The sequence below is a fragment of the Streptomyces noursei genome (genome assembly GCF_001646665.1).
In the GTDB taxonomy this organism is placed as follows: domain Bacteria; phylum Actinomycetota; class Actinomycetes; order Streptomycetales; family Streptomycetaceae; genus Streptomyces; species Streptomyces lavendulocolor.
The window spans coordinates 104,860-123,032 of sequence record NZ_LWBU01000405.1 but is presented as its reverse complement, the minus strand read 5'-3'; the positions used below and the strand labels follow the sequence as shown (position 1 = coordinate 123,032).

The window sequence follows — 18,173 nt, the reverse complement described above, 5'->3', positions numbered from 1 at the left end:
TTTCCTTGTGAAGAACTTCACGAACTTTTCCGACCGGCCGTCCGGCGGCACCGGATCCGGCAGTCGATCAGACGAGCGAGAGGGCGATTCCGTCCAGAATGTCGTGCTCGGAGACGACCACCTCGCGGGCCCCGACCCGGTCCATCACGGCCAGCAGCACCAGGGCGCCGGAGACGATGACGTCCACCCGGCCCGGGTGCATCACGGAGATCCGCGACCGCTCCTCGTGCGTCGCCGCCAGCAGCCGCGCGGTGACGTCGGCGACCTGCTCGTAGGAGATCCGGGAGCGGTGGATGGCCTCGGAGTCGTACGCCGGCAGCCCCAGGGCGATCGCCGCGACCGTCGTGACGGATCCGGCCAGCCCGACGAGCGTCCGCGCCTCCCGCAGCGGGACCGTCTCCTCCGCCAGGTCCAGTGCCGCCTCGATGTCGGCCCGGATCGCCGCCACCTCCGCCTGCGACGGCGGGTCGCTGCGGACGTGACGCTCGGTCAGGCGCACGCAGCCGATGTCGACCGACCGGGCCGCACGCGCGTGCGCGGCGCCGACCACGAACTCGGTGGACCCGCCGCCGATGTCCACGACCAGGTACTCGCCCGCGCCGCCGCCCGCCAGCTCCTTGGTCGCCCCGGTGAAGGAGAACTCGGCCTCCTGGTCGCCGCTGACGACCTCGGGCTCGACGCCCAGGATGTCCAGGACGCCCCGGACGAAGTCGTCGCGGTTCTCGGCGTCGCGCGAGGCCGACGTGGCCACGAAGCGCAGCTTCTCGGCGCCGTACTCCTTGATGACGGCGGCGTACTCGCGGCAGGCCGCGAAGGTCCGCTCCAGCGCCTCGGGGGCGAGCCGGCCGGTCCTGTCGACGCCCTGGCCGAGCCGCACGATCGTCATCCTGCGGTCCAGGTCGGTGACTTCGCCGGTCGACGGGTCGACGTCGGCGACGAGCAGCCGGATGGAGTTCGTACCGCAGTCGACGGCGGCGACGCGGGTCATTCGCCGGCCTCCGCGTCCCGGTGGGCCGTCACGCAGGGGCCCTTGGCCCACCACTCCGGCAGCATCGCGAGGGCCTCGTCACCCAGCGGGTTCACGCCCGGCCCGGCGGCCAGCGAGTGGCCGACGAGCACGTGCAGGCACTTCACCCGGTCCGGCATGCCGCCGGCGCTCGGGAAGCCCTCCAGCACCTCGATGGCGTCGCGGCGGGCGATGTAGTCCTCGTGCGCCGCGCGGTAGGCGGCGGCCAGCTCCGGGTCGCGCTCGAGCCGCTCGGTCATCTCCTTCATGACGCCGTTCGCCTCCAGCGTGCCGATCGCGGAGGCCGCGCGCGGGCAGGTGAGGTAGTACGTCGTCGGGAAGGGCGTGCCGTCCGGGAGCCGGGGCGCGGTCTCCACCACGTCCGGGTTGCCGCACGGGCAGCGGTGCGCGATGGCGCGCAGGCCGCGCGGCGGGCGGCCGAGCTGTTCCTCGAACGCCGCGACGTCCGCCTCGGTGGGCTCGGTGCGTTCGGTCTGCGGAGGGGGCGTTTCCATGCCTGCCTTGGGTTCTACTTGCGGTCGGTGCGGTCGGCGGTGTCCACGCCGTCCCAGAGGTTGGAGTACCAGGGGCGGTCGGCCGCGCCCTGGTCGGTGCGGCGCTCGCGCACCGCGTCGGGGTCGATGACCGTGTAGCCGGTCTCCCCCGGGAGTACGTAGTGCAGGTGCTCGCGCGCCAGGCGCCTGACGTACGCGTCGTCCTGGAGCCGTGCCTTCTCGTCGCGCAGCCGCTCGACGCGCTCGCCCGCCTCCGCCGCCAGCCGTTCCTGCTCGGCGATCTCGGCGCGCTGGGACACCCATTGGCGCATCGGGTAGGCCAGGGCCACCACGAGCGAGCAGACGACCAGCGCGAGGAACGCCGCCCGGCCGGTGAGCCGGGAACGGCGGGCCTGCCGGCGGGTCTGCGAGCGGTAGACACGGGCGGCGGTCTGCTCGCCGAGCAGCCGCAGTCTGGTCGCGGTGGAGAACCGGTCCCGGGCCATGTCTACCCGCCTCCCCTTGCCCGTCACGTACGTACGTCCCCGGACACGGTACGGGACCGCGGCCGGGGACGTACGTAGCCCGGGCTGGGGAACGATCAGCCCTTGAAGCGCGGGAAGGCCGAGCGGCCCGCGTACACGGCGGCGTCGTCGAGGATCTCCTCGATGCGCAGCAGCTGGTTGTACTTGGCGACGCGCTCGGAGCGGGCCGGGGCGCCGGTCTTGATCTGGCCGCAGTTGGTGGCGACGGCCAGGTCGGCGATGGTGACGTCCTCGGTCTCGCCGGAGCGGTGCGACATCATGCACTTGAAGCCGTTGCGCTGGGCCAGCTCGACGGCGTCGAGGGTCTCGGTCAGCGAACCGATCTGGTTGACCTTGACGAGCAGCGCGTTGGCGGCGCCCTCGTCGATGCCGCGGGCCAGGCGCTCCGGGTTGGTGACGAACAGGTCGTCACCGACGAGCTGCACCTTGGTGCCCAGCTTCTCGGTGATGGTCTTCCAGCCGTCCCAGTCGTCCTCGAACAGCGGGTCCTCGATGGAGACCAGCGGGTACGCGTCGACCAGCTCGGCGTAGTAGTCCGTCATCTCGGCGGCCGAACGGGACTTGCCCTCGAACTCGTAGGCGCCGTCCTTGTAGAACTCGGACGCGGCGACGTCGAGCGCCAGGGCGATGTCCTTGCCCGGGGCGTAGCCGGCCTGCTTGATGGCCTCGAGGATGAGGTCGAGGGCGGCGCGGTTGGAGTCGAGGTTCGGCGCGAAGCCGCCCTCGTCGCCCAGACCCGTGGAGAGGCCCTTCTCCTTCAGGACCTTCTTCAGGGTGTGGTAGACCTCGGCGCCCCAGCGCAGGGCCTCGGAGAAGGACTCCGCACCGATCGGAGCGATCATGAACTCCTGGATGTCCACGTTGGAGTCGGCGTGCGAGCCGCCGTTCAGGATGTTCATCATCGGAACGGGCAGCAGGTGCGCGTTCGGGCCGCCCAGGTAGCGGAAGAGCGGCAGGTCGGACGCCTCGGAGGCGGCGTGCGCGACGGCGAGGGAGACGCCGAGGATGGCGTTGGCGCCGAGCGACGACTTGTCCGGGGTGGCGTCCAGGTCGAACATCGCCTGGTCGATCAGCCGCTGCTCGGTGGCGTCGTAGCCGACGAGCTCCGGGCCGATCTGCTCGATGACGGCGAGGACGGCCTTCTCGACACCCTTGCCGAGGTAGCGGTCCTTGTCACCGTCGCGGAGCTCGAGGGCCTCGAACGCTCCGGTGGAGGCACCGGACGGAACGGCAGCACGGCCGGTGCTGCCGTCGTCGAGGCCGACCTCGACCTCGACCGTGGGGTTGCCTCGGGAGTCCAGGATTTCCCGGGCTACGACGACGTCGATGGACGGCACGAGCATCTCCTTCTGGGATGTGACGCTAGATGTGACGCATGAGGTGCAGGGTCCGTTCGGCCTTGCGGCAAGAGCCTAACCGGCCGGGGCGCCGGAGCCCGCCGACGCCCGCCTCCTGGGACGAAAAAGGGCGCATGGAGCGGCATAACGGGCAGAAGGCCACGAAAGTTACCGGGCAGTAGTCGAGGTGTGCGGAGCACCGCTCAGAGGCGCACGCCGCTCACCGGGTGGCCGGGGCGCTCCGGGCTCCGGGCAGGCGAGCGGCGGGGCCGGGAGGCCACCGGCTCCGGGAAGCGGCGAACCCCGGCCCCGGGGCCCCTCCCGCGCGCGCAGGGGCGCGGGGGAAGGACGCACCGGGCCGGGGCCGGTCGCGCCGGGGTCGGTCAGCTCAGGTGGAGCTGCTGGCCCACGTAGATCAGGTCGGCGTCGTCGACGATGTCCTTGTTCAGCTCGAACAGCTTCGCCCAGCCGCCCGCGACCTTCTTCTCGGCGGCGATGGTGCTCAGCGTGTCGCCGGCCTTCACCTTGTACTCGCCGTCGCCCTTCTCGACCTTCTTGCCGGTCGGGGTGGTGACGGTCTTCTTCGACTCGGCCTTCGGCGCGGCCTCGGCCTTGGGCGCGGTGCGCTGCTCGCTGCGCGTGGTGGGCTGCTCGGCCTCGCGCTCCTGCTGCGGCTGGGCCTGCTCGGCGGCGCCGCCGTCGTACGAGGCGTTGGACAGGCCGACGCCGCAGCTGGGCCAGGCGCCCTTGCCCTGACCGGCGAGGACCTTCTCGGCGATCTCGATCTGCTGCGACTTGGAGGCCTGGTCGGCCGTCTGGGCGTAGGCGGTGCCGCCGTACGCGGCCCAGGTGGAGGCCGAGAACTGCAGGCCGCCGTAGTAGCCGTTGCCGGTGTTGATGGACCAGTTGCCGCCGGACTCGCACTGGGCGACCTTGTCCCACTCGGCGGTGGTGGCGGCCGAGGCGGTCGTGGCGCCCATCAGCGGGGCGGCGACGGCGGCACCGGTGATACCGGCGAACGCGACGAATCGGGCGGCCTTGGAGGGGCGACGGTGCTTGGACTTGCCGGAGAACAGCATGGGACATCTCCTCACCGACGCCTGCGAGGTGAGCTGTCGGGTTCGGGCGAGTGAGTGGCCCGGCCGCGCGGCACCGTGGTGCGCGCGGCTTCACCCCAAGCCGGTCCCGTGCCATGTCTCCATGGCCGGGCCCGGCACTTACCTGGGTCCCCCGCTCCTGCCTTCGGCGCATGACGCGACGACTGTTCCCGTCGACCGGCGGCAGGATTCGGCGTTCCGGTCGAAAGGGCCCGCGGTGGCGAGCGGTCACGACCGTAGACACAGACCTCCCCGAAGTTCAAAGACGGACATCAGGGTCAATCCGCCCTTATGCGCCTGCCCTTGACGGGCGTTTACGCAGGTGAAGGGCGGATTGTGCGGTTCGGACGGTCAGGAGGTCGCGAGACGTGTGAAGAGATTCATGTCTCACTTACCCAGAAGCGGACATACAGTCCTATTTCTTGGGCTGATCGGCCGTCAGTTCCAGGCTCTGGCCAGGGAGGATGAGGTCCGGATCGGCGCCGACGGTGTCCTGGTTGGCCTCGTAGAGGGCCGACCAGCCGCCGGGCACCTCGTGCTCGTCCGCGATGACCGACAGGCTGTCGCCGGGCCGGACCGTGTACGCGCCCGGCGCGACGCTCCCCGGGTCGCGCGTCGCCCCGTCGCCCCGGGAGGCGTGTGCGTCCTTTTCGCGATCGGTGACCGAATTGCCGGTATCGGCCGGACCGGTGGGCTCCAGGGTGCCCCCGCCCTCCGGGGCGCCGGGCGTGAGCGGCGCGGTGGGGTCGGCCGGGGCGGCCGGTGCGGTGGGGTCGGCGGGGGCCGCGGGGTCGGTCACCGCGGCCTCCTCCTTGGCGGGCTCGCCGCGGTGCTTGCCGGTGCCGGGCGCGGGGCTCTGCGACGCGCCGGGCGACGCCGTCGCCGGGTCGGTGGGCCGCGGCGTCCCGGTCGGGTCCGCGGGGCTCGCCGGGTCGGACGCCGCGGGCGTACCCGGGTCCTCCAGGACCTCGGCCGGGTCCGTCGCCGCCGGAGCGGTGCCGGTCGGGTCGGCGCCGGGGGCGGAAGTGGTGCCGCCGAGGCCGGCGACCGGGGCGCAGGTCTCCCACGCCTCCACGCCGGTGGCCGCGTAGACCTTGTCGGCGACGGCCATCTGCTCGGCGCGGCTGGCGAGGTCGGGCCGCGGGGCGTGGGCGAGGCCCCCGTACGACTCCCAGGTCTCCTGCGACATCTGCAGGCCGCCGTAGAAGCCGTTGCCGAGGTCCGCGCTCCACAGGCCGCCGGACTCGCACTCGGCCACCCGGTCCCACGTGGTGGCGTCGGCCGCCGACGCGGAACCCGCGCCGAGCAGCGGGAGCGCGATGGCGGATCCGGTCACCCCTGCCGCGACGACGATGGCGGGGGCTTGGCGGGGTCGTCGGTGCCGACCGTTCCCGGAGCGCATGCGGTACTGCCTTTCGCGTGACTGCTGAGGTGACGGTGAACGTAGCGGCATTCGAACGCTAGTCACAAGTCGATGCAGCGGAGATTACGCGAAGATCACAGAAATGACGGAGCGTCAGTTTCCAAGGGGCGCAAACGGGGTGAACTCGACCGGGAGCGTGCGCAGTCCCCGCATAATGAGCCCGCCACGCCACCGCAAATCGGCCGGATCCACCGCGAGCCGGAGATCGGGCAGTCGCGTCAGCAGCGTCGCGAGCGCGGTCTGCCCCTCCAGCCGCGCGAGCGGCGCGCCGAGGCAGTAGTGGATGCCGTGCCCGTACCCCAGGTGCTGGTTGTCCCGGCGCGACAGGTCGAGCACGTCCGGGTCGGCGAACCGCTCCGGGTCCCGGTCGGCCGCCGCGAGGACGACGAGGACCGGGTCGCCGGCCGCGATCCGCTCGCCGCCGATGGTGAGCGGCTCGGTCGCGAACCGCCAGGTCGCCAGCTCCACCGGCCCGTCGTGGCGCAGCAGTTCCTCCACACCGGTCTCCAGCAGGCCCCGCTCGCCGGCGGCGAGGGAGGCCTGGAGGCGCTCGCGCTGGCCGGGGTTGCGCAGCAGGGAGTGGACGCCGTTGCCGATCAGGTTCACGGTCGTCTCGAACCCCGCGAAGAGGAGGATGAACGCCATGGCGGCGGCCTCGTTCTCGGTGAGGTGCTCGCCGTGGTCGGAGGCCTTGATGAGCCCCGAGATGAGGTCGTCGCCGGGCTCCTGCCGCTTGCGGTGGATCAGCTCGGCGAGGTAGCCGCGCATCTTCTTGACCGACCGCGCCACCCCGCCGCGCGGGCCGCCGCCGTGCCGGATCATCATCCCGGCCCAGTCGCGGAAGTCGTCCTGGTCCTCGGCGGGCACGCCGAGCAGGTCGCAAATGGCATAGATGGGGAGCGGGAAGGCGAACTCGTGGATGAGGTCGGCGCTCCCCTTCGCGGCGAAGTCGTCGATGAGCCGGTCCGTGAGCTCCTGCACGCGCGGGGCGAACTCGGCCACGCGGCGGGGCGTGAACGCCTTCGACACCAGCCGGCGCAGCCGGGTGTGGTCCGGCGGGTCGATGTTGAGCAGGTGCGTCATCAGCTCGGCCTTGCGCTCACCGGGGATGCCGGTCCTGCCCCTGGCGTGGGCGGGCTCGTCGTGGTGGGCCGGGTTCTTGCTGAGCCGCTGGTCGGCCAGGGCCTGCCGGGCGTCGGCGTACCGCGTCACGAGCCACGCCTCGACCCCGCTGGGCAGCGTGGTGCGGTGCACGGGCGCGTGCTCCCGCAGCCAGGCGTAGGCGGGATACGGGTCGGTGGCGAACTCCCAGGTGAACAGCTCGGGTCCGGCACCGGGGGGTACGCCGGGCCCGGACCGCGGGGCGCCCCCCGAGTCCGCCGGGGCGGCAGGGGCGGCCGGCGGGGGCGGGGCGCCCGGCGCGCCGGTGCCGGGGGCGTCGCGGGTGCCGGGGCGGTTGTCGTTCCCGGGGCCGTTTCCGGTGCCGGGGCAGCGGGGGGTGTCCTGCGGGGTGTCGTGCGGGGCGTTCACCCCTCGACGGTATCCGGCGCCCCCTGGCCCTCCGCCGCGCGGATGGCGTCGCGGTAGGCGCGGCCCGCCGCGCGGAGGGCGGCTTCCGGGTCGACGCCCTCCGCCTCGGCGCGCGCGGCGAGCGCCAGCAGTTCGTAGCCGATGCCGTCACCGGACGGGAGGTCGACGTCCAGGCCCGCGGTGCGGACCCGGCTCGCGAGCTTGGCCGCCAGCGCCAGACCGGGCTGTCCGAGCGGGACGCCGTCGGTCACCGAGGAGCGCCGCTTCTCGACGGCCTTGGTGCGCAGCCAGTGCGCCTTGACCTCCTCCGGCGTCTCGGCCCGCTCGTCGCCGAACACATGGGGGTGGCGGTGGATGAGCTTCTCGACGATCGTGCCCGCCACGTCGTCGACCGAGAACGGCTCCTCCTCGTGCTCCTCGGCGATCCGCGCGTGGAAGACGACCTGGAGCAGTACGTCCCCCAGCTCCTCGCGCAGCTCGTCGCGGTCGCCGTCCTCGATGGCCTCGACCAGCTCGTACGCCTCCTCGATGCCGTACTTGGCCAGGCCCTCGTGCGTCTGCCGCGACGACCAGGGGCATTCGCGGCGGATGCGGTTCATGACCTCGACGAGGTCCAGCAGCCGGGCCCCCGGCAGGTCGTACGAGCCCGGCAGCAGCTCCAGGTCCGGCATGGCGACCCGGCCGGAGCCCGCCATCCTGGCCAGCCCGTCCGTCAGGGCGCCGTCGCCCTCGCCGGCCGCCACGACGACCACGGTGCGGCCGCCCGCGCAGGCGTCCACCAGCTCCCGCGCGGTGGGCGCGGCGATCTCCACGGCGACGCCCGCCTCGCGCAGGTACGGCAGTTGCGGGTGCGCCTCGTCGGCGCACAGCACCAGGTCGGCGGCGTGCAGCGTCCGCCATGCGGGCCAGGACAGCAGTCCGGGCGCGACGCGGTGGCTGGCGGTGAGCAGGACGACGCGGCCGGGCGTGTCGGAGGTGTCGGTACCGGGGGTGTCGGGGGTGTCGGCGTTCACCCCTCGAACCTACATCTGCCGCTGCTCGGGCGACTGACGGAGCCAGGGCGCGCGGTACTCGCCGAGCTGGATCTTGTCGTTGTCCCAGGTGCCGTACCGGGGGTTCACGTCGATGTCGAGCGCCTTGGAGGCGGCGGCGAAGACCTCGGTGAGCTTCTGCTGCCCCTCCGGGGTGTTCCCGGCGCCCAGCTTGGCGGCGATCTTGTTCATGAGGACGTTCCGCCGCACCACGTCGTCGATCTCGTCGGGCGCCACGCCCTGCTGCTGGAGCAGCATCGCGGCGAGCTGCTCCTCGCCGCCGCTCTGGGCGGCCGCTGCCCGCCGGGTCTCCTGGACCTCTTTGCGGCTGGCGGTGATCCCCTGGTCGGCGGCGACCTTCCGCACCACCCGGTCGAAGATCATGCCGTTCAGCTTCTCGCGGTTCAGGTCCCCGGTGGCCTCGATCAGCTGCTTCGCCTGCGGGGAGGCCTCCTGGGCGCTGCGGACGTCCCTGACCTGCGCCTGGAGCGCGGCCACCTCGATGCGGTCGCCGTCCACGACGGCCGCCGCGCCGGGGTGGGCGTCGCTTCCGCAGGCGGCCAGGAGCGGGGTCGCGGCGAGGAGCGCGACGGAGACGGAGAGCGCGGTGCGACGGCGGCGATGCAGGCGGTGCAAAGGAGCCTCCCGGCGTGGGTCGTGCGTCAGTGGGAACGACCTTGCGGTGATCGATGGTAGGCAGTGAATGTGGCTCAGGCCACTACTTCGAGGCCACTGCTTCGGTCAACGAGTCACGGGTCCGGGGGGTCTCGGGCCGCAGCATGATCGTCCGCGAGACCACGAAGGTGATCGGGATGGCCGCCGCGGCGGCGAGCAGCGGGGCCCAGCGGCTGGAGAAGCCCGCCACGTCGACCAGCAGCCAGACCCCGCTCGTGGTGATCACGAAGTTCGCGGCGTTCGTCAGCGGGAAGAGGAGGAACTTCCGCCACGTGGGGCGGGTCCGGTAGGTGAACCGGCAGTTCAGGAAGAAGGACCCGGTCATCGCCGGCAGGAAGGCGAGGACGTGGGCGGCCACATAGGGCAGGCCCAGCGCCAGGAACGACAGGTAGAAGCCGTAGTAGGTGGCGGTGTTCACCGCGCCCACCAGCGCGAACCTGACCATCTGGCCGCGGACGGTCATCGGCGTACGAGCTCCCCACGGGGTCGGCGGTGCGGTACGGGCGCGTCGGTCGCCTTCACCGGCAGGTGCGGGCGCCTTCTCACCTCGTCATGGATACGGCCCACCTGCTCGCCGACGGGTCCCACGCCATCCGGACCCCGGCGAGTGCCGTGACCGTCACCAGCAGGGTGACATATCCGCGGGTGCCGACCCCCTTCACCGGGGCGACACCCTCGATCGGGGCTGATGGCCCTTCCCCCACCGCCCGGGCTGCGCGCTGGGACGGCCGCCGGGGGCGTGGCGCTCAGCGTCCTGGTGGCGGTGGCCGCGACGGGTCGCCTGCGCGCCACCAAGACTTCACCCGCGCACCACCGGGCTGTGACCGGGACGGCAGGTGGGGCGGCGTAGCTTGCCCCGCATGCCCCCTCTTCTGAGCAACCGGCTGGCGAAGCGGGTCATGCGCCCCGCGTTCGCCCTGGTCGAGCAGCGCATGGAGCGTGCGACGAACGCGCTCCAGACCGACCTCGACGCCCTGCACCACGCGGTGGCCGACCTGCGCCGCCAGAGCTACGGCCTCGGGCTGCTGCTCGACCAGGCCGGGCGGGACGGGCACCGGATGCCCACCGCCGCCCAGGTCGACACCCTCGTGCGGGAGGTGCGCGCCGTCACCGGCGACGACGGCGAGCGGGCCCGGCACGACGTCACCGTCGCCTACCGCCACCTGGTGGCGCTGGAGGCGCTCGGCGCCGGCGGCCTGGCCGGCACGGTCTCCGACGTGTGCGGGCGGCTCGCGACCGTCCCGCTGCTCGCCCCGCCGAACGGCGAGGTGCTGGAGATCGGCACCGCCCACGGGCTGTTCGCCGCCGCGCTCCGCCGGATGCTGCGGCGCGGCGGGGTCGAGGCGCGGCTGACGATCGTCGACCCGCTGGACGGCTCCCCCACCCGGGAGGACGTGGTGCGCGGCAACCTGGCCCTAGGGGGCGTGGCCGCACCGGCGGACATCGCGCGCATCGAGCGGGGCGGGTTCGAGGACGGCGGGGTGCGCGAGCGGATCGCCGACCGCCGCTACGGCGTCATCGTGGTGAACGGCCGGCACGACCTGGCGGCCGTGCGGGACCTCGCGGCGCCCGGCGCGGTCGTCGTCATCGGCGACCAGCCGCGCCCGGCGGGCCTCACCGGCCTCGGGCGGGTCGCCGACTCGGTGTACTGCCGGGCGGCCTGACCGCGGAGCAGTCCGCACGGAACGGAACCGGACCGCCCCGGTCACCGCGGTGGCCCCGGTGGCCCCGGCGGGAGGGCGGCGGCCGGGCGGACCGGGGGCGGGGTCACACGCCGCGCATCTGCCGCTGCCGTTCGAGCGCCCGGCGCAGTTCCGCCGGCAGCGGGTGGTACGGGCCGTACACCCGCTCGGTGTCGTACAGCAGGTTCTGGAGCTGCTGCTGGGCCGCCGTGTGGTCGCCCATGGCGAGGAGCAGGTGCCCGATGCGGTGCCGGATGTCGAAGGCGCGGGCCGGGTCGGCCGCGGCGGACCCGCTGCCCGTGTAGTAGGGCAGGACCGCGCGGTACTCGGCGAGCGCGGCGGCCGTCTCGCCCAACTGCTCCAGGCACAGGGCCGCGTCGTACCGGAACTGCAGCGTCTGCGGGTCGGCCGGGCCCGCCTCGGCCGCCCGGTCGTCGGCGAGCCTCCGCAGTTCGGGCAGGGCGCGCCGGAACTGGCCGTCGTCCATCAGCGTCGTCGCGTACTGCTTGCGCAGGATCCGGACGACCGGGGAGTGCTCGCCGTGCTCGGCGGCGGCCGCCGGGAGGATCCCGCCGAGGATGTCGACGGCCTGCGTGATGCTGCCCTCGCCGAGCAGCCGCTTGACCTCGTCCACGGCGGCCGCCACGTCGGGGCGGGTCGCGGCGGGCGGGACGGTCGGCTGCGGCACCGGCGGGGGCGTGGTGACCCGGTCGGGCCAGGGGGCGTGCGGGCGCAGGAAGGGGCGCGTGGGGTCGAGCGGGCCGGTCGGGACGCCGCGCGCGGGCAGCAGCGGGGCCAGCGCCTCGTACACCTCCTGCGCGCCGGACGGCCGGTGCTGCGGGTCCTTGGCCAGCAGCCGCAGGACCAGGGCCTCCAGCGCGTCGGGGATCTCCGGGCGCAGCTGGCGGACGGGCAGCGGCGGCTCGTAGAGGTGGCGGTGGAGCACGCCGAGCGCGGTGGAGCCGGCGAACGGCACGTTGCCGCTGAGCAGTTCGTGGAGCAGCGCCCCGAGCGCGTACAGGTCGGTGTACGGGCCGACCGCGCCGCCCATGGCCTGTTCGGGCGCCATGTAGGCGGGGCTGCCGATGGGCGAGCCGGTGTGGGTGAGGCGGGTGGTGTCGGTGTCGATGACGGAGGCGACGCCGAGGTCGAGGACGGTGACCGTGCCGTCGGGCTTCACCATGACGTTCCGCGGCTTGAGGTCGCGGTGGACGATCGGCACGGCGTGCACGGCGGCGAGCACCGCGCACAGCTGCGCGGCGACGGACACCGCCCACTGCCACGGGTAGGGGTCGTGCTCGGCCAGGTGGTCGGCGAGGTCGGCGCCCTCCACGTACTGCATCACCAGGAACAGGTCGTCGCCGTCGCTGCCGGCGTCGTGCACGGTGACCAGGCCCGGGTGGGAGACCTGGGCGGTGACGCGGCACTCGCGGACGAAGCGGCGGCGCATCTCGTCGGCGCCGGTAGCCGCGGCCATGTGGTCGGGGCGCAGCAGCTTGACGGCGACGCGGCGGTCGAGCCGCCCGTCGTAGGCGGTCCAGACCTGGCCCATGCCGCCCTGGCCTATGACGGTGGACAGCTCGTACCGCCCGGAAATCACCCGGCCGTTCACTTGCCCTCTTCCCGCGGGTCCTGGGGCTCCCGGCGCAGCAGGTCGCTGAGCTCGTCCAGCTCGGCGCGCACCTGGTCGATGCGCTGCGACTTCGGCTTGGCGGAGGGCTGCGGCGGGGTGTGGGGGGCCTGGGACTGCGGGTGCGGCCGGGGGGCCGGCGGGGCGGGGACGGGCCCGGCGGCCGGGGGCCGGGGCGCCTGGTGGAGCGGCGGGGGCGTCGCCTGCTGCGGGAAGGTCTGCTGCGCCGGGGCCGCGACGGGCGGGTAGCCGTACCCGGTGGCCCGGGCGGGCCCGTACCCGCCGACGGGCGGGACGGGGCGCCCGTAGTGCCGTATCTCGGCGATCAGGTAGTAGATGGTGACGCCCACGATGGTGACGATCATCCACCCGCCGAAGAAGAGCGCCGCCCCGTCGCTCATCTCCTGCTTCTCGTCCTCGGGAACCGTCTTGCCGAGGAAGACGAAGATCCCGGCCGTGGACAGCAGGAGAAGGCCGAACAGGGCCCAGTCGAGGGCCTTCCGGGTGACGACGGCCAGCCGCAGCAGCGGGGTCCAGGCGAGGAAGCCGCAGCTCAGCACGGTGAGGACCACGAAGAGCGTGCGCAGGACGACCAGCGTGCCGTCGGCGGGGCGCCCTGGCTGAGGCGGTGCGTGGCCGTGGCCGTGCATTACTGCTCCTGGATGACGTGTGCCGACCCGGAGAGTCGGGCGAGAGGACGAGCGTATACATCGACACCGACAGCGGTGCCGGGGTTGTACGGAACCGTTGTGGAAACGATCACCCGCCCGGTGCGGCCTCCACCGTGCCGTCCGTCAGTCCGTCGTACATGCCCTGCACCAGCCGCTCCCCCAGCCGCCCCGCGAGGCGCAGGGCTTCCTCGAACTCGGCGAGCGCGCGGAACGTCTCCCCGTACCGCTGCTGCTCGGTGAGCGGCAGCCGGGGCAGTTGGAGGCGCCGCACGTCGAGCCGGGTCGCCGTCGAGGCGTAGCTGCTGGCCTGCCGGTTGTTGGCGGTGCCGCGCAGGAAGCCGGCGAGGAACCAGGGATCGATCGCCGCCGGGTCGGGGCGCAGCAGCTGGAGGTTGCGGCCCAGGGCGGCGCCCGCGGTGGCGTCGTCGACGACCCGGGCGATCGACCCGCCGCCGAGGACCGGGACGACGACGTCGCCGGCGCGGACGAGCACGGGCTCCTCGGCGGCGCCCTCGGGGAGGCTCCCGGAGGGCCCCTGGCCGGCCAGGACGTCCTGCTCGGTGAGGACGGGTACGGAGGCGGGGCCGTCGCCTGCCGTGGCGGCGGCCGCCGTGCCGGAGGGGGCGGTGGCGGCGGGCGCGCCGGGGACGGTGACCGCGGTGCCGCTCGCGGGGGCGGTTCCGGTGCCGCCCGCGCGCAGTTCCAGGGCGCCGGTGCGGGCCAGTTCGCCGACGGTGACGCCGGGGAGGCGGGCGGGCTCAGGGTGCGCGGCGGTGCGGGCGGGCGGCGGGGTCAGCTCGCCGGTGCGGCGCAGCACGGCCGTCAGCCGGTCGCGGACACCGGCCAGTTCCTCCGCGCCGCCGACGGCCGGCGGGGGCGGCAGGTGGCGGGCGGGGGCGAGGTCGACGTCGTCGTCGAGGAGTTCGATGACCGGCACGCAGCGGTGGCCGCCGGGGCGCTCCTCGACGGTGCCGTGCTTGTCGAAGGGCTGCCAGGCGTCGAGCACGGCGGAGTGGACGGCCGGCCAGTCGAGCTTGTCGCGGCCGGTGTCGGTGTGCTCGGCGGTGTCCACGACCAGCAGCGCGGGCGGGGCCGGGACGCCCGCGACCGGCTTGCGCAGCACCCACAGGTGGAGCGGGATGCCGTACGGGGGTGCCGCGCCGGCCGGCAGGGCGACGACCGCCCGCAGCGCGCCGCGCCGCAGCAGGTCGGCGCGGATGCGGCGGCCGGAGCGGCGCGAGGCGGCGGCGGGGGGCATCAGCAGGACGGCGGTCCCGCCGGGGCGCAGCCGGGCCAGGGCGTGCTGCACCCAGGCCAGTTCCGACTCGGTGCGGGCGGGGAAGCCGTACTCCCAGCGCGGGTCGTAGGCCAGTTCCTCGTGGCCCCAGTTGCGTTCGTTGAACGGCGGGTGGCAGAGCACCGCGTCGGCGGTGAGCCGCGGGAAGGCGTCGGAGCGCAGTGAGTCGCCGGCCCGGACGCGGACGTCGGCGCCGGACTGGAGGGCCAGGCGGAGCGCGGTGAGCGCGGCCAGGTCGCGGTCGGCCTCCTGGGCGTACAGGGCGGTGGGGCGGGTGACGGCGCGCAGCAGGGCGCCGGTGCCGCAGGCGGGGTCGAGCACGGTCCCGGCCGGGCCCGCGAGCTCGGCCATGAGGGAGGCCGGGCCGGGCGGGGTCAGGGTGTACTGGCGGGGATTGGCGTCCAGGTGGCGGCCGAGGAGGAACTCGAAGGCCTGCCGGGCGCCCGTCTCGGCGGCGAGTTCGGCGGCGGCGCGCAGCAGGGGGACGGACGGGGCCGTCTCGGTGGGGTTCGGGGTGGGGACGGGCCGCTCGGGTCCCAGACGGAGGGTCAGGACCTCTTCCAGGGCGGGCGGCAGGAGTCGGGCCATCCGCTCGTCGGACACGGCGGTCATCTCCAGCCAGCCGCTGGGCCTGTCGCGTACGACGAGGAGCGCGCAGCCGGTGTGGACGAGGGCGGTGACGGCTCCGGCGGGGTGGCCGGCGATCTGCTGCCAGACCCGCTCCCGCAGCGGCACCTCGGCGAGCTTGCCCTGGACGCGCAGCCACCGTTCGACGTCGGCGAGCGAGAACGACGGACTGGTCTCGGTGCCGCCGACGGGCTTGGGGAAGTCGGCGTGCCGGCGCCGCCAGTTGCTGACCGCGGCACGCCCCACCCCGGCGAGGCGGGCGATCCCGGCCGCGGTCACCTCTGCTGCGTTCTCCGGCACCGGCCGACTCCCTTCCTCTGCTGCTGTGGCGCCGATCCTACAGCCGTACACAAGAGGGATCTCTTCACAGTGTGACCGGACCGCGATTCCGTGAACCGTGTTGACTCGGTTCACACGCTCTGGTCTTATTGACCCATCGCCACACGGGGCAGCTGCCACAGGCCCCGGCACACAGCCATGTCACTGTCCGGGAGGGCACCCATGTCCGACTTCACGCAGCAGCCCCAGCACGGCACCCAGCCCGGAGCGGGCCAGTACGGCGGCGCCCCCGGCGCGTACGGCGGTGGACCCGGCCAGTTCGGGGCCGCCCCGGCCTACGAGCAGCCGTCGCGTCCGGCCCGCAACGGACTGGGCACCGCGGCCCTGATCCTCGGCATCATCGGCACCCTCGCGGGCGTCATCCCGCTGATGTTCTGGCTCGCCGGCCTCCTCGGTCTCATCGCCCTGGTCCTCGGCCTGGCGGGCCGCGGCCGCGTCAAGCGGGGCGAGGCCGTCAACAAGGGCGTGACCACGGCGGGCGCGATCCTCGGCCTGGTCGCCATGATCCTGTCCGTCGTCGGCGCGGTCCTCCTCTACAAGGTCGTGGACGACGCCGTGAACGAGGCCGTCAAGTCGACGAGCAGCACGGCTCCCAAGGACCCGGCCGCCGGCAGCGGCGGCACCGCGTCCGGCAAGCCCGCCGGGGACGCCGAGGCCACCGAGGAGGCCGCCAAGGGCAAGCCGCTGGCCGCCGGCGACACCTCGATCTACGACGACGACCTCCAGGTGACCGTCTCCGCGGCCACCTCCGTCAAGCCGGGCGAGTTCGCGATCGGCCACACCGAGGGCAACAAGGTCCACGAGCTGACGATCACCGTCGAGAACGCCGGCAAGGAGAAGTTCTCCACCGACGGCCTCACCGTGAGCGCCCGCGCGGGTGCCGACGGGGTCGCCGCCGAGGAGATCTTCGACGGCGAGACGTACGGCGAGGGCTTCACCGGCAGCATCCTGCCCGGCAAGAAGGCCACGGTGAAGTACGCCTTCGACGCCCCCGCCGACGCCAAGTCCCTGACCGTCGAGGTCTCCCCCGGCTTCGACTACGACGCCACCCAGTGGGACCTGAAGCTCTGACCCGGCACCACCGCACCACCCTTCCCCCGCCTCCCCGTCCCCAGAAAGCACCCCCATGTCTTCCACCGCCCCCCGCGCCCTCACCCGCTCCGTGCTGACCGCCCTCTGCGCCGTCGCCGCGCTCGGCCTCACGGCCTGCGGCCCGTCCGGCTCCCCGGGCGGGGGCCAGGCGAAGGACAGCGGCCCGTTCCCCGGCCTGTCCGGCCCGCAGATCGCCAACAAGGCCGTCAAGGCGACCAAGACGGCCGAATCCCTCACCCTCGACGCGAACCTGAAGACGGCCGACGGCCAGATCAAGGCCTTCATGGCCATGGACACCAAGGGCCGGTGCGCGGGAACCATGACCATGGGCTCCACCGGCACCATGGAGCTCATCAAGACGGGCGAGGACGCCTACATGCGCTTCGACGAGGCCTTCCTGCGCGAGCAGAACGAGGGCGGCTCCGCGGAGGAGACGGAGGCGGTCCTGAAGATGCTCAAGGGCCGCTGGATGAAGACCGACGCCACGGACCCCGAGGCGAAGGACAGCCTGGAGATGTGCGAACTCGACACGATGCTCTACGAGTTCGAGACGGGCATCAACTTCGCCCAGCGGGGCGCGGAGACCACCGTCGACGGCAAGAAGGCGCTGATACTCACCGAGAAGGACGGCGCGGCGACGTACAAGATCTACGTCGCCACGGAGGGCGAGCCCTACCTGCTGAAGATCGAGCAGAAGGGCGGCGAGGAGCCGGGCACCATGTCCTTCCGGGACTACGACAAGCCGGTCGCGGCGAAGAAGCCGGCCGCCAAGGACATTCTCGACCTCGACGAACTCGGCGCGCAGTAAAGAGGCCAACGGGGGGCACACGGGGGAACGGTGGAGCCGGACGGGCCGTCGGAGGGGACGGCCTGTCCGGCTCCGCCGCGCGTCCCGGCGCCCCCGCCGGCACGCGCCCCGCCGCCTACAGCCGGTGGCGCACCCACACGTTGGGCTCGACGTACACGGCGTACCCGCTCGACGCCTCGCACCGCACCGGCACCAGCGCGCCCGGCACCTCCACGGGCCCGTCCGTGTCGAACGGCAGCCCCGTCCACTCGCGCCACCGCTCCACCGAGTGCGCGATCGTCATCGACGCGGGCGCCACGGACTCCACGACCGCCCCCGCGCGGACGTGGACGCGCAGCCACGGATCGTGCGGCAGCCCGTCCTCCTCCCGCGTCCGGAAGGCGTACTCCCGCATCGGTGAACCCGGCTCCAGGTGCTTGCCGCTGGGCCGGACCGGCGCCACCACCTCGCGGAAGCCCATCGCCCGCGCGTTGTCCCGCATCGCCGCCAGCATCCGGGCCGACAGCCCCTTGCCCTGTACGCCGGCGTCGACGGCGATCTCGATGGCGCTCACCGTGTCCGGGATGCGCCCGTGCCGCCGGTCCGAGAACGCCCACAGCAGCACCTGGTCCCAGCCGGTCGCCGGCAGTTCGCCGCGCCCCTCCGCCGCCAGCTGGAACGGAACGCTGAACGCCCGCGCCACGACCGCCCCCTCGGAGTCGGTGGCCACCAGGACGTACTCCGGCAGCTCGGCGACGATCCGGCCCATGTTGGCCCAGCCGATGGGGTCGTGGCGCATGAACTCGGGCCACAGGTCACCCATCCGCCACAAGGGGCCCTGGAGTTCGGGTCGTTCGGCGAGCGTCGTTATGTGCAGTTCCATCCGGGCAGGCTAAACAGCCGCCCCGGC

At 73.6% G+C, this 18,173-nt stretch carries 17 protein-coding genes and 1 riboswitch; of the genes, 3 read left to right on the top strand and 14 right to left on the bottom strand.

Annotated elements, in window-relative coordinates; genetic code table 11:
* Positions 1-67: 67 nt before the first annotated feature.
* The 10 genes from A4V12_RS33545 to A4V12_RS33500 all read right to left on the bottom strand — a co-directional run bounded on the left by A4V12_RS33545 (position 68) and on the right by A4V12_RS33500 (position 9,601).
* Entirely contained in the window at positions 68-988 is a 921-nt protein-coding gene (locus A4V12_RS33545; RefSeq protein WP_064073274.1) for a Ppx/GppA phosphatase family protein, read from the bottom strand.
* Positions 985-1,521 (bottom strand): DUF501 domain-containing protein, encoded by a 537-nt coding sequence (locus A4V12_RS33540; RefSeq protein WP_064073273.1) that lies wholly within the window; start codon positions 1,519-1,521, stop codon positions 985-987. Before A4V12_RS33540 ends, A4V12_RS33545 begins: the two co-directional genes overlap by 4 nt.
* A 14-nt stretch (positions 1,522-1,535) precedes the next feature.
* Positions 1,536-2,006, bottom strand: a complete 471-nt coding sequence (locus A4V12_RS33535) for an FtsB family cell division protein (protein ID WP_064073272.1) — start codon at positions 2,004-2,006, stop codon at positions 1,536-1,538.
* Positions 2,007-2,101: 95 nt separating this feature from the next.
* On the bottom strand, positions 2,102-3,382 hold the full coding sequence (eno, locus tag A4V12_RS33530; protein ID WP_418962921.1) for a phosphopyruvate hydratase: 1,281 nt from the start codon (positions 3,380-3,382) through the stop codon (positions 2,102-2,104).
* 383 nt (positions 3,383-3,765) lie between these two features.
* Positions 3,766-4,461, bottom strand: a complete 696-nt coding sequence (locus tag A4V12_RS33525) for a transglycosylase family protein (RefSeq protein ID WP_064073270.1) — start codon at positions 4,459-4,461, stop codon at positions 3,766-3,768.
* Between the two features lie 3 nt (positions 4,462-4,464).
* Positions 4,465-4,640: riboswitch (cyclic di-AMP (ydaO/yuaA leader) on the bottom strand.
* Between the two features lie 254 nt (positions 4,641-4,894).
* Positions 4,895-5,815 (bottom strand): transglycosylase family protein, encoded by a 921-nt coding sequence (locus A4V12_RS39865; RefSeq protein WP_350498038.1) that lies wholly within the window; start codon positions 5,813-5,815, stop codon positions 4,895-4,897.
* Between the two features lie 180 nt (positions 5,816-5,995).
* Positions 5,996-7,222, bottom strand: a complete 1,227-nt coding sequence (locus tag A4V12_RS33515; protein WP_064073366.1) for a cytochrome P450 family protein — start codon at positions 7,220-7,222, stop codon at positions 5,996-5,998.
* Positions 7,223-7,428: 206 nt separating this feature from the next.
* Positions 7,429-8,445, bottom strand: a complete 1,017-nt coding sequence (locus A4V12_RS33510; protein WP_064073268.1) for a nucleoside triphosphate pyrophosphohydrolase — start codon at positions 8,443-8,445, stop codon at positions 7,429-7,431.
* Positions 8,446-8,454: 9 nt separating this feature from the next.
* The gene (locus A4V12_RS33505; RefSeq protein ID WP_064073365.1) at positions 8,455-9,090 is read right to left on the bottom strand and encodes a SurA N-terminal domain-containing protein; all 636 of its coding nucleotides are present in this window, start codon (positions 9,088-9,090) and stop codon (positions 8,455-8,457) included.
* Between the two features lie 91 nt (positions 9,091-9,181).
* Positions 9,182-9,601 carry a GtrA family protein gene (locus A4V12_RS33500; RefSeq protein WP_064073267.1) on the bottom strand — a complete coding sequence of 140 codons (420 nt, stop codon included), beginning with the start codon at positions 9,599-9,601 and terminating at the stop codon, positions 9,182-9,184.
* Positions 9,602-9,998: 397 nt separating this feature from the next.
* Here A4V12_RS33500 and A4V12_RS33495 point away from each other — a divergent pair, with 397 nt between their 5' ends.
* Complete coding sequence (locus A4V12_RS33495) at positions 9,999-10,802, top strand: class I SAM-dependent methyltransferase (RefSeq protein WP_064073266.1); 804 nt, start codon at positions 9,999-10,001, stop codon at positions 10,800-10,802.
* Between the two features lie 103 nt (positions 10,803-10,905).
* On the opposite strand, the gene A4V12_RS33490 is transcribed toward A4V12_RS33495, so the two are convergent.
* The 3 genes from A4V12_RS33490 to A4V12_RS33480 all read right to left on the bottom strand — a co-directional run bounded on the left by A4V12_RS33490 (position 10,906) and on the right by A4V12_RS33480 (position 15,345).
* On the bottom strand, positions 10,906-12,432 hold the full coding sequence (locus A4V12_RS33490; RefSeq protein WP_064073265.1) for a serine/threonine-protein kinase: 1,527 nt from the start codon (positions 12,430-12,432) through the stop codon (positions 10,906-10,908).
* Entirely contained in the window at positions 12,429-13,100 is a 672-nt protein-coding gene (locus A4V12_RS33485) for a hypothetical protein (protein WP_064073264.1), read from the bottom strand. Before A4V12_RS33485 ends, A4V12_RS33490 begins: the two co-directional genes overlap by 4 nt.
* Positions 13,101-13,209: 109 nt before the next feature.
* On the bottom strand, positions 13,210-15,345 hold the full coding sequence (locus tag A4V12_RS33480) for an N-6 DNA methylase (protein WP_199831451.1): 2,136 nt from the start codon (positions 15,343-15,345) through the stop codon (positions 13,210-13,212).
* A 201-nt stretch (positions 15,346-15,546) separates the two neighbouring features.
* On the opposite strand from A4V12_RS33480, the gene A4V12_RS33475 reads away from it, so the two are divergent.
* A complete protein-coding gene (locus A4V12_RS33475) occupies positions 15,547-16,455 on the top strand; it encodes a DUF4190 domain-containing protein (protein ID WP_079137563.1) in 909 nt (302 codons plus the stop codon).
* Between the two features lie 55 nt (positions 16,456-16,510).
* Positions 16,511-17,284 carry a hypothetical protein gene (locus tag A4V12_RS33470; protein ID WP_064073262.1) on the top strand — a complete coding sequence of 258 codons (774 nt, stop codon included), beginning with the start codon at positions 16,511-16,513 and terminating at the stop codon, positions 17,282-17,284.
* Positions 17,285-17,399: 115 nt separating this feature from the next.
* Here A4V12_RS33470 and A4V12_RS33465 read toward each other — a convergent pair whose 3' ends face one another.
* Positions 17,400-18,146 carry a hypothetical protein gene (locus tag A4V12_RS33465; protein ID WP_064073261.1) on the bottom strand — a complete coding sequence of 249 codons (747 nt, stop codon included), beginning with the start codon at positions 18,144-18,146 and terminating at the stop codon, positions 17,400-17,402.
* Positions 18,147-18,173: the final 27 nt, after the last annotated feature.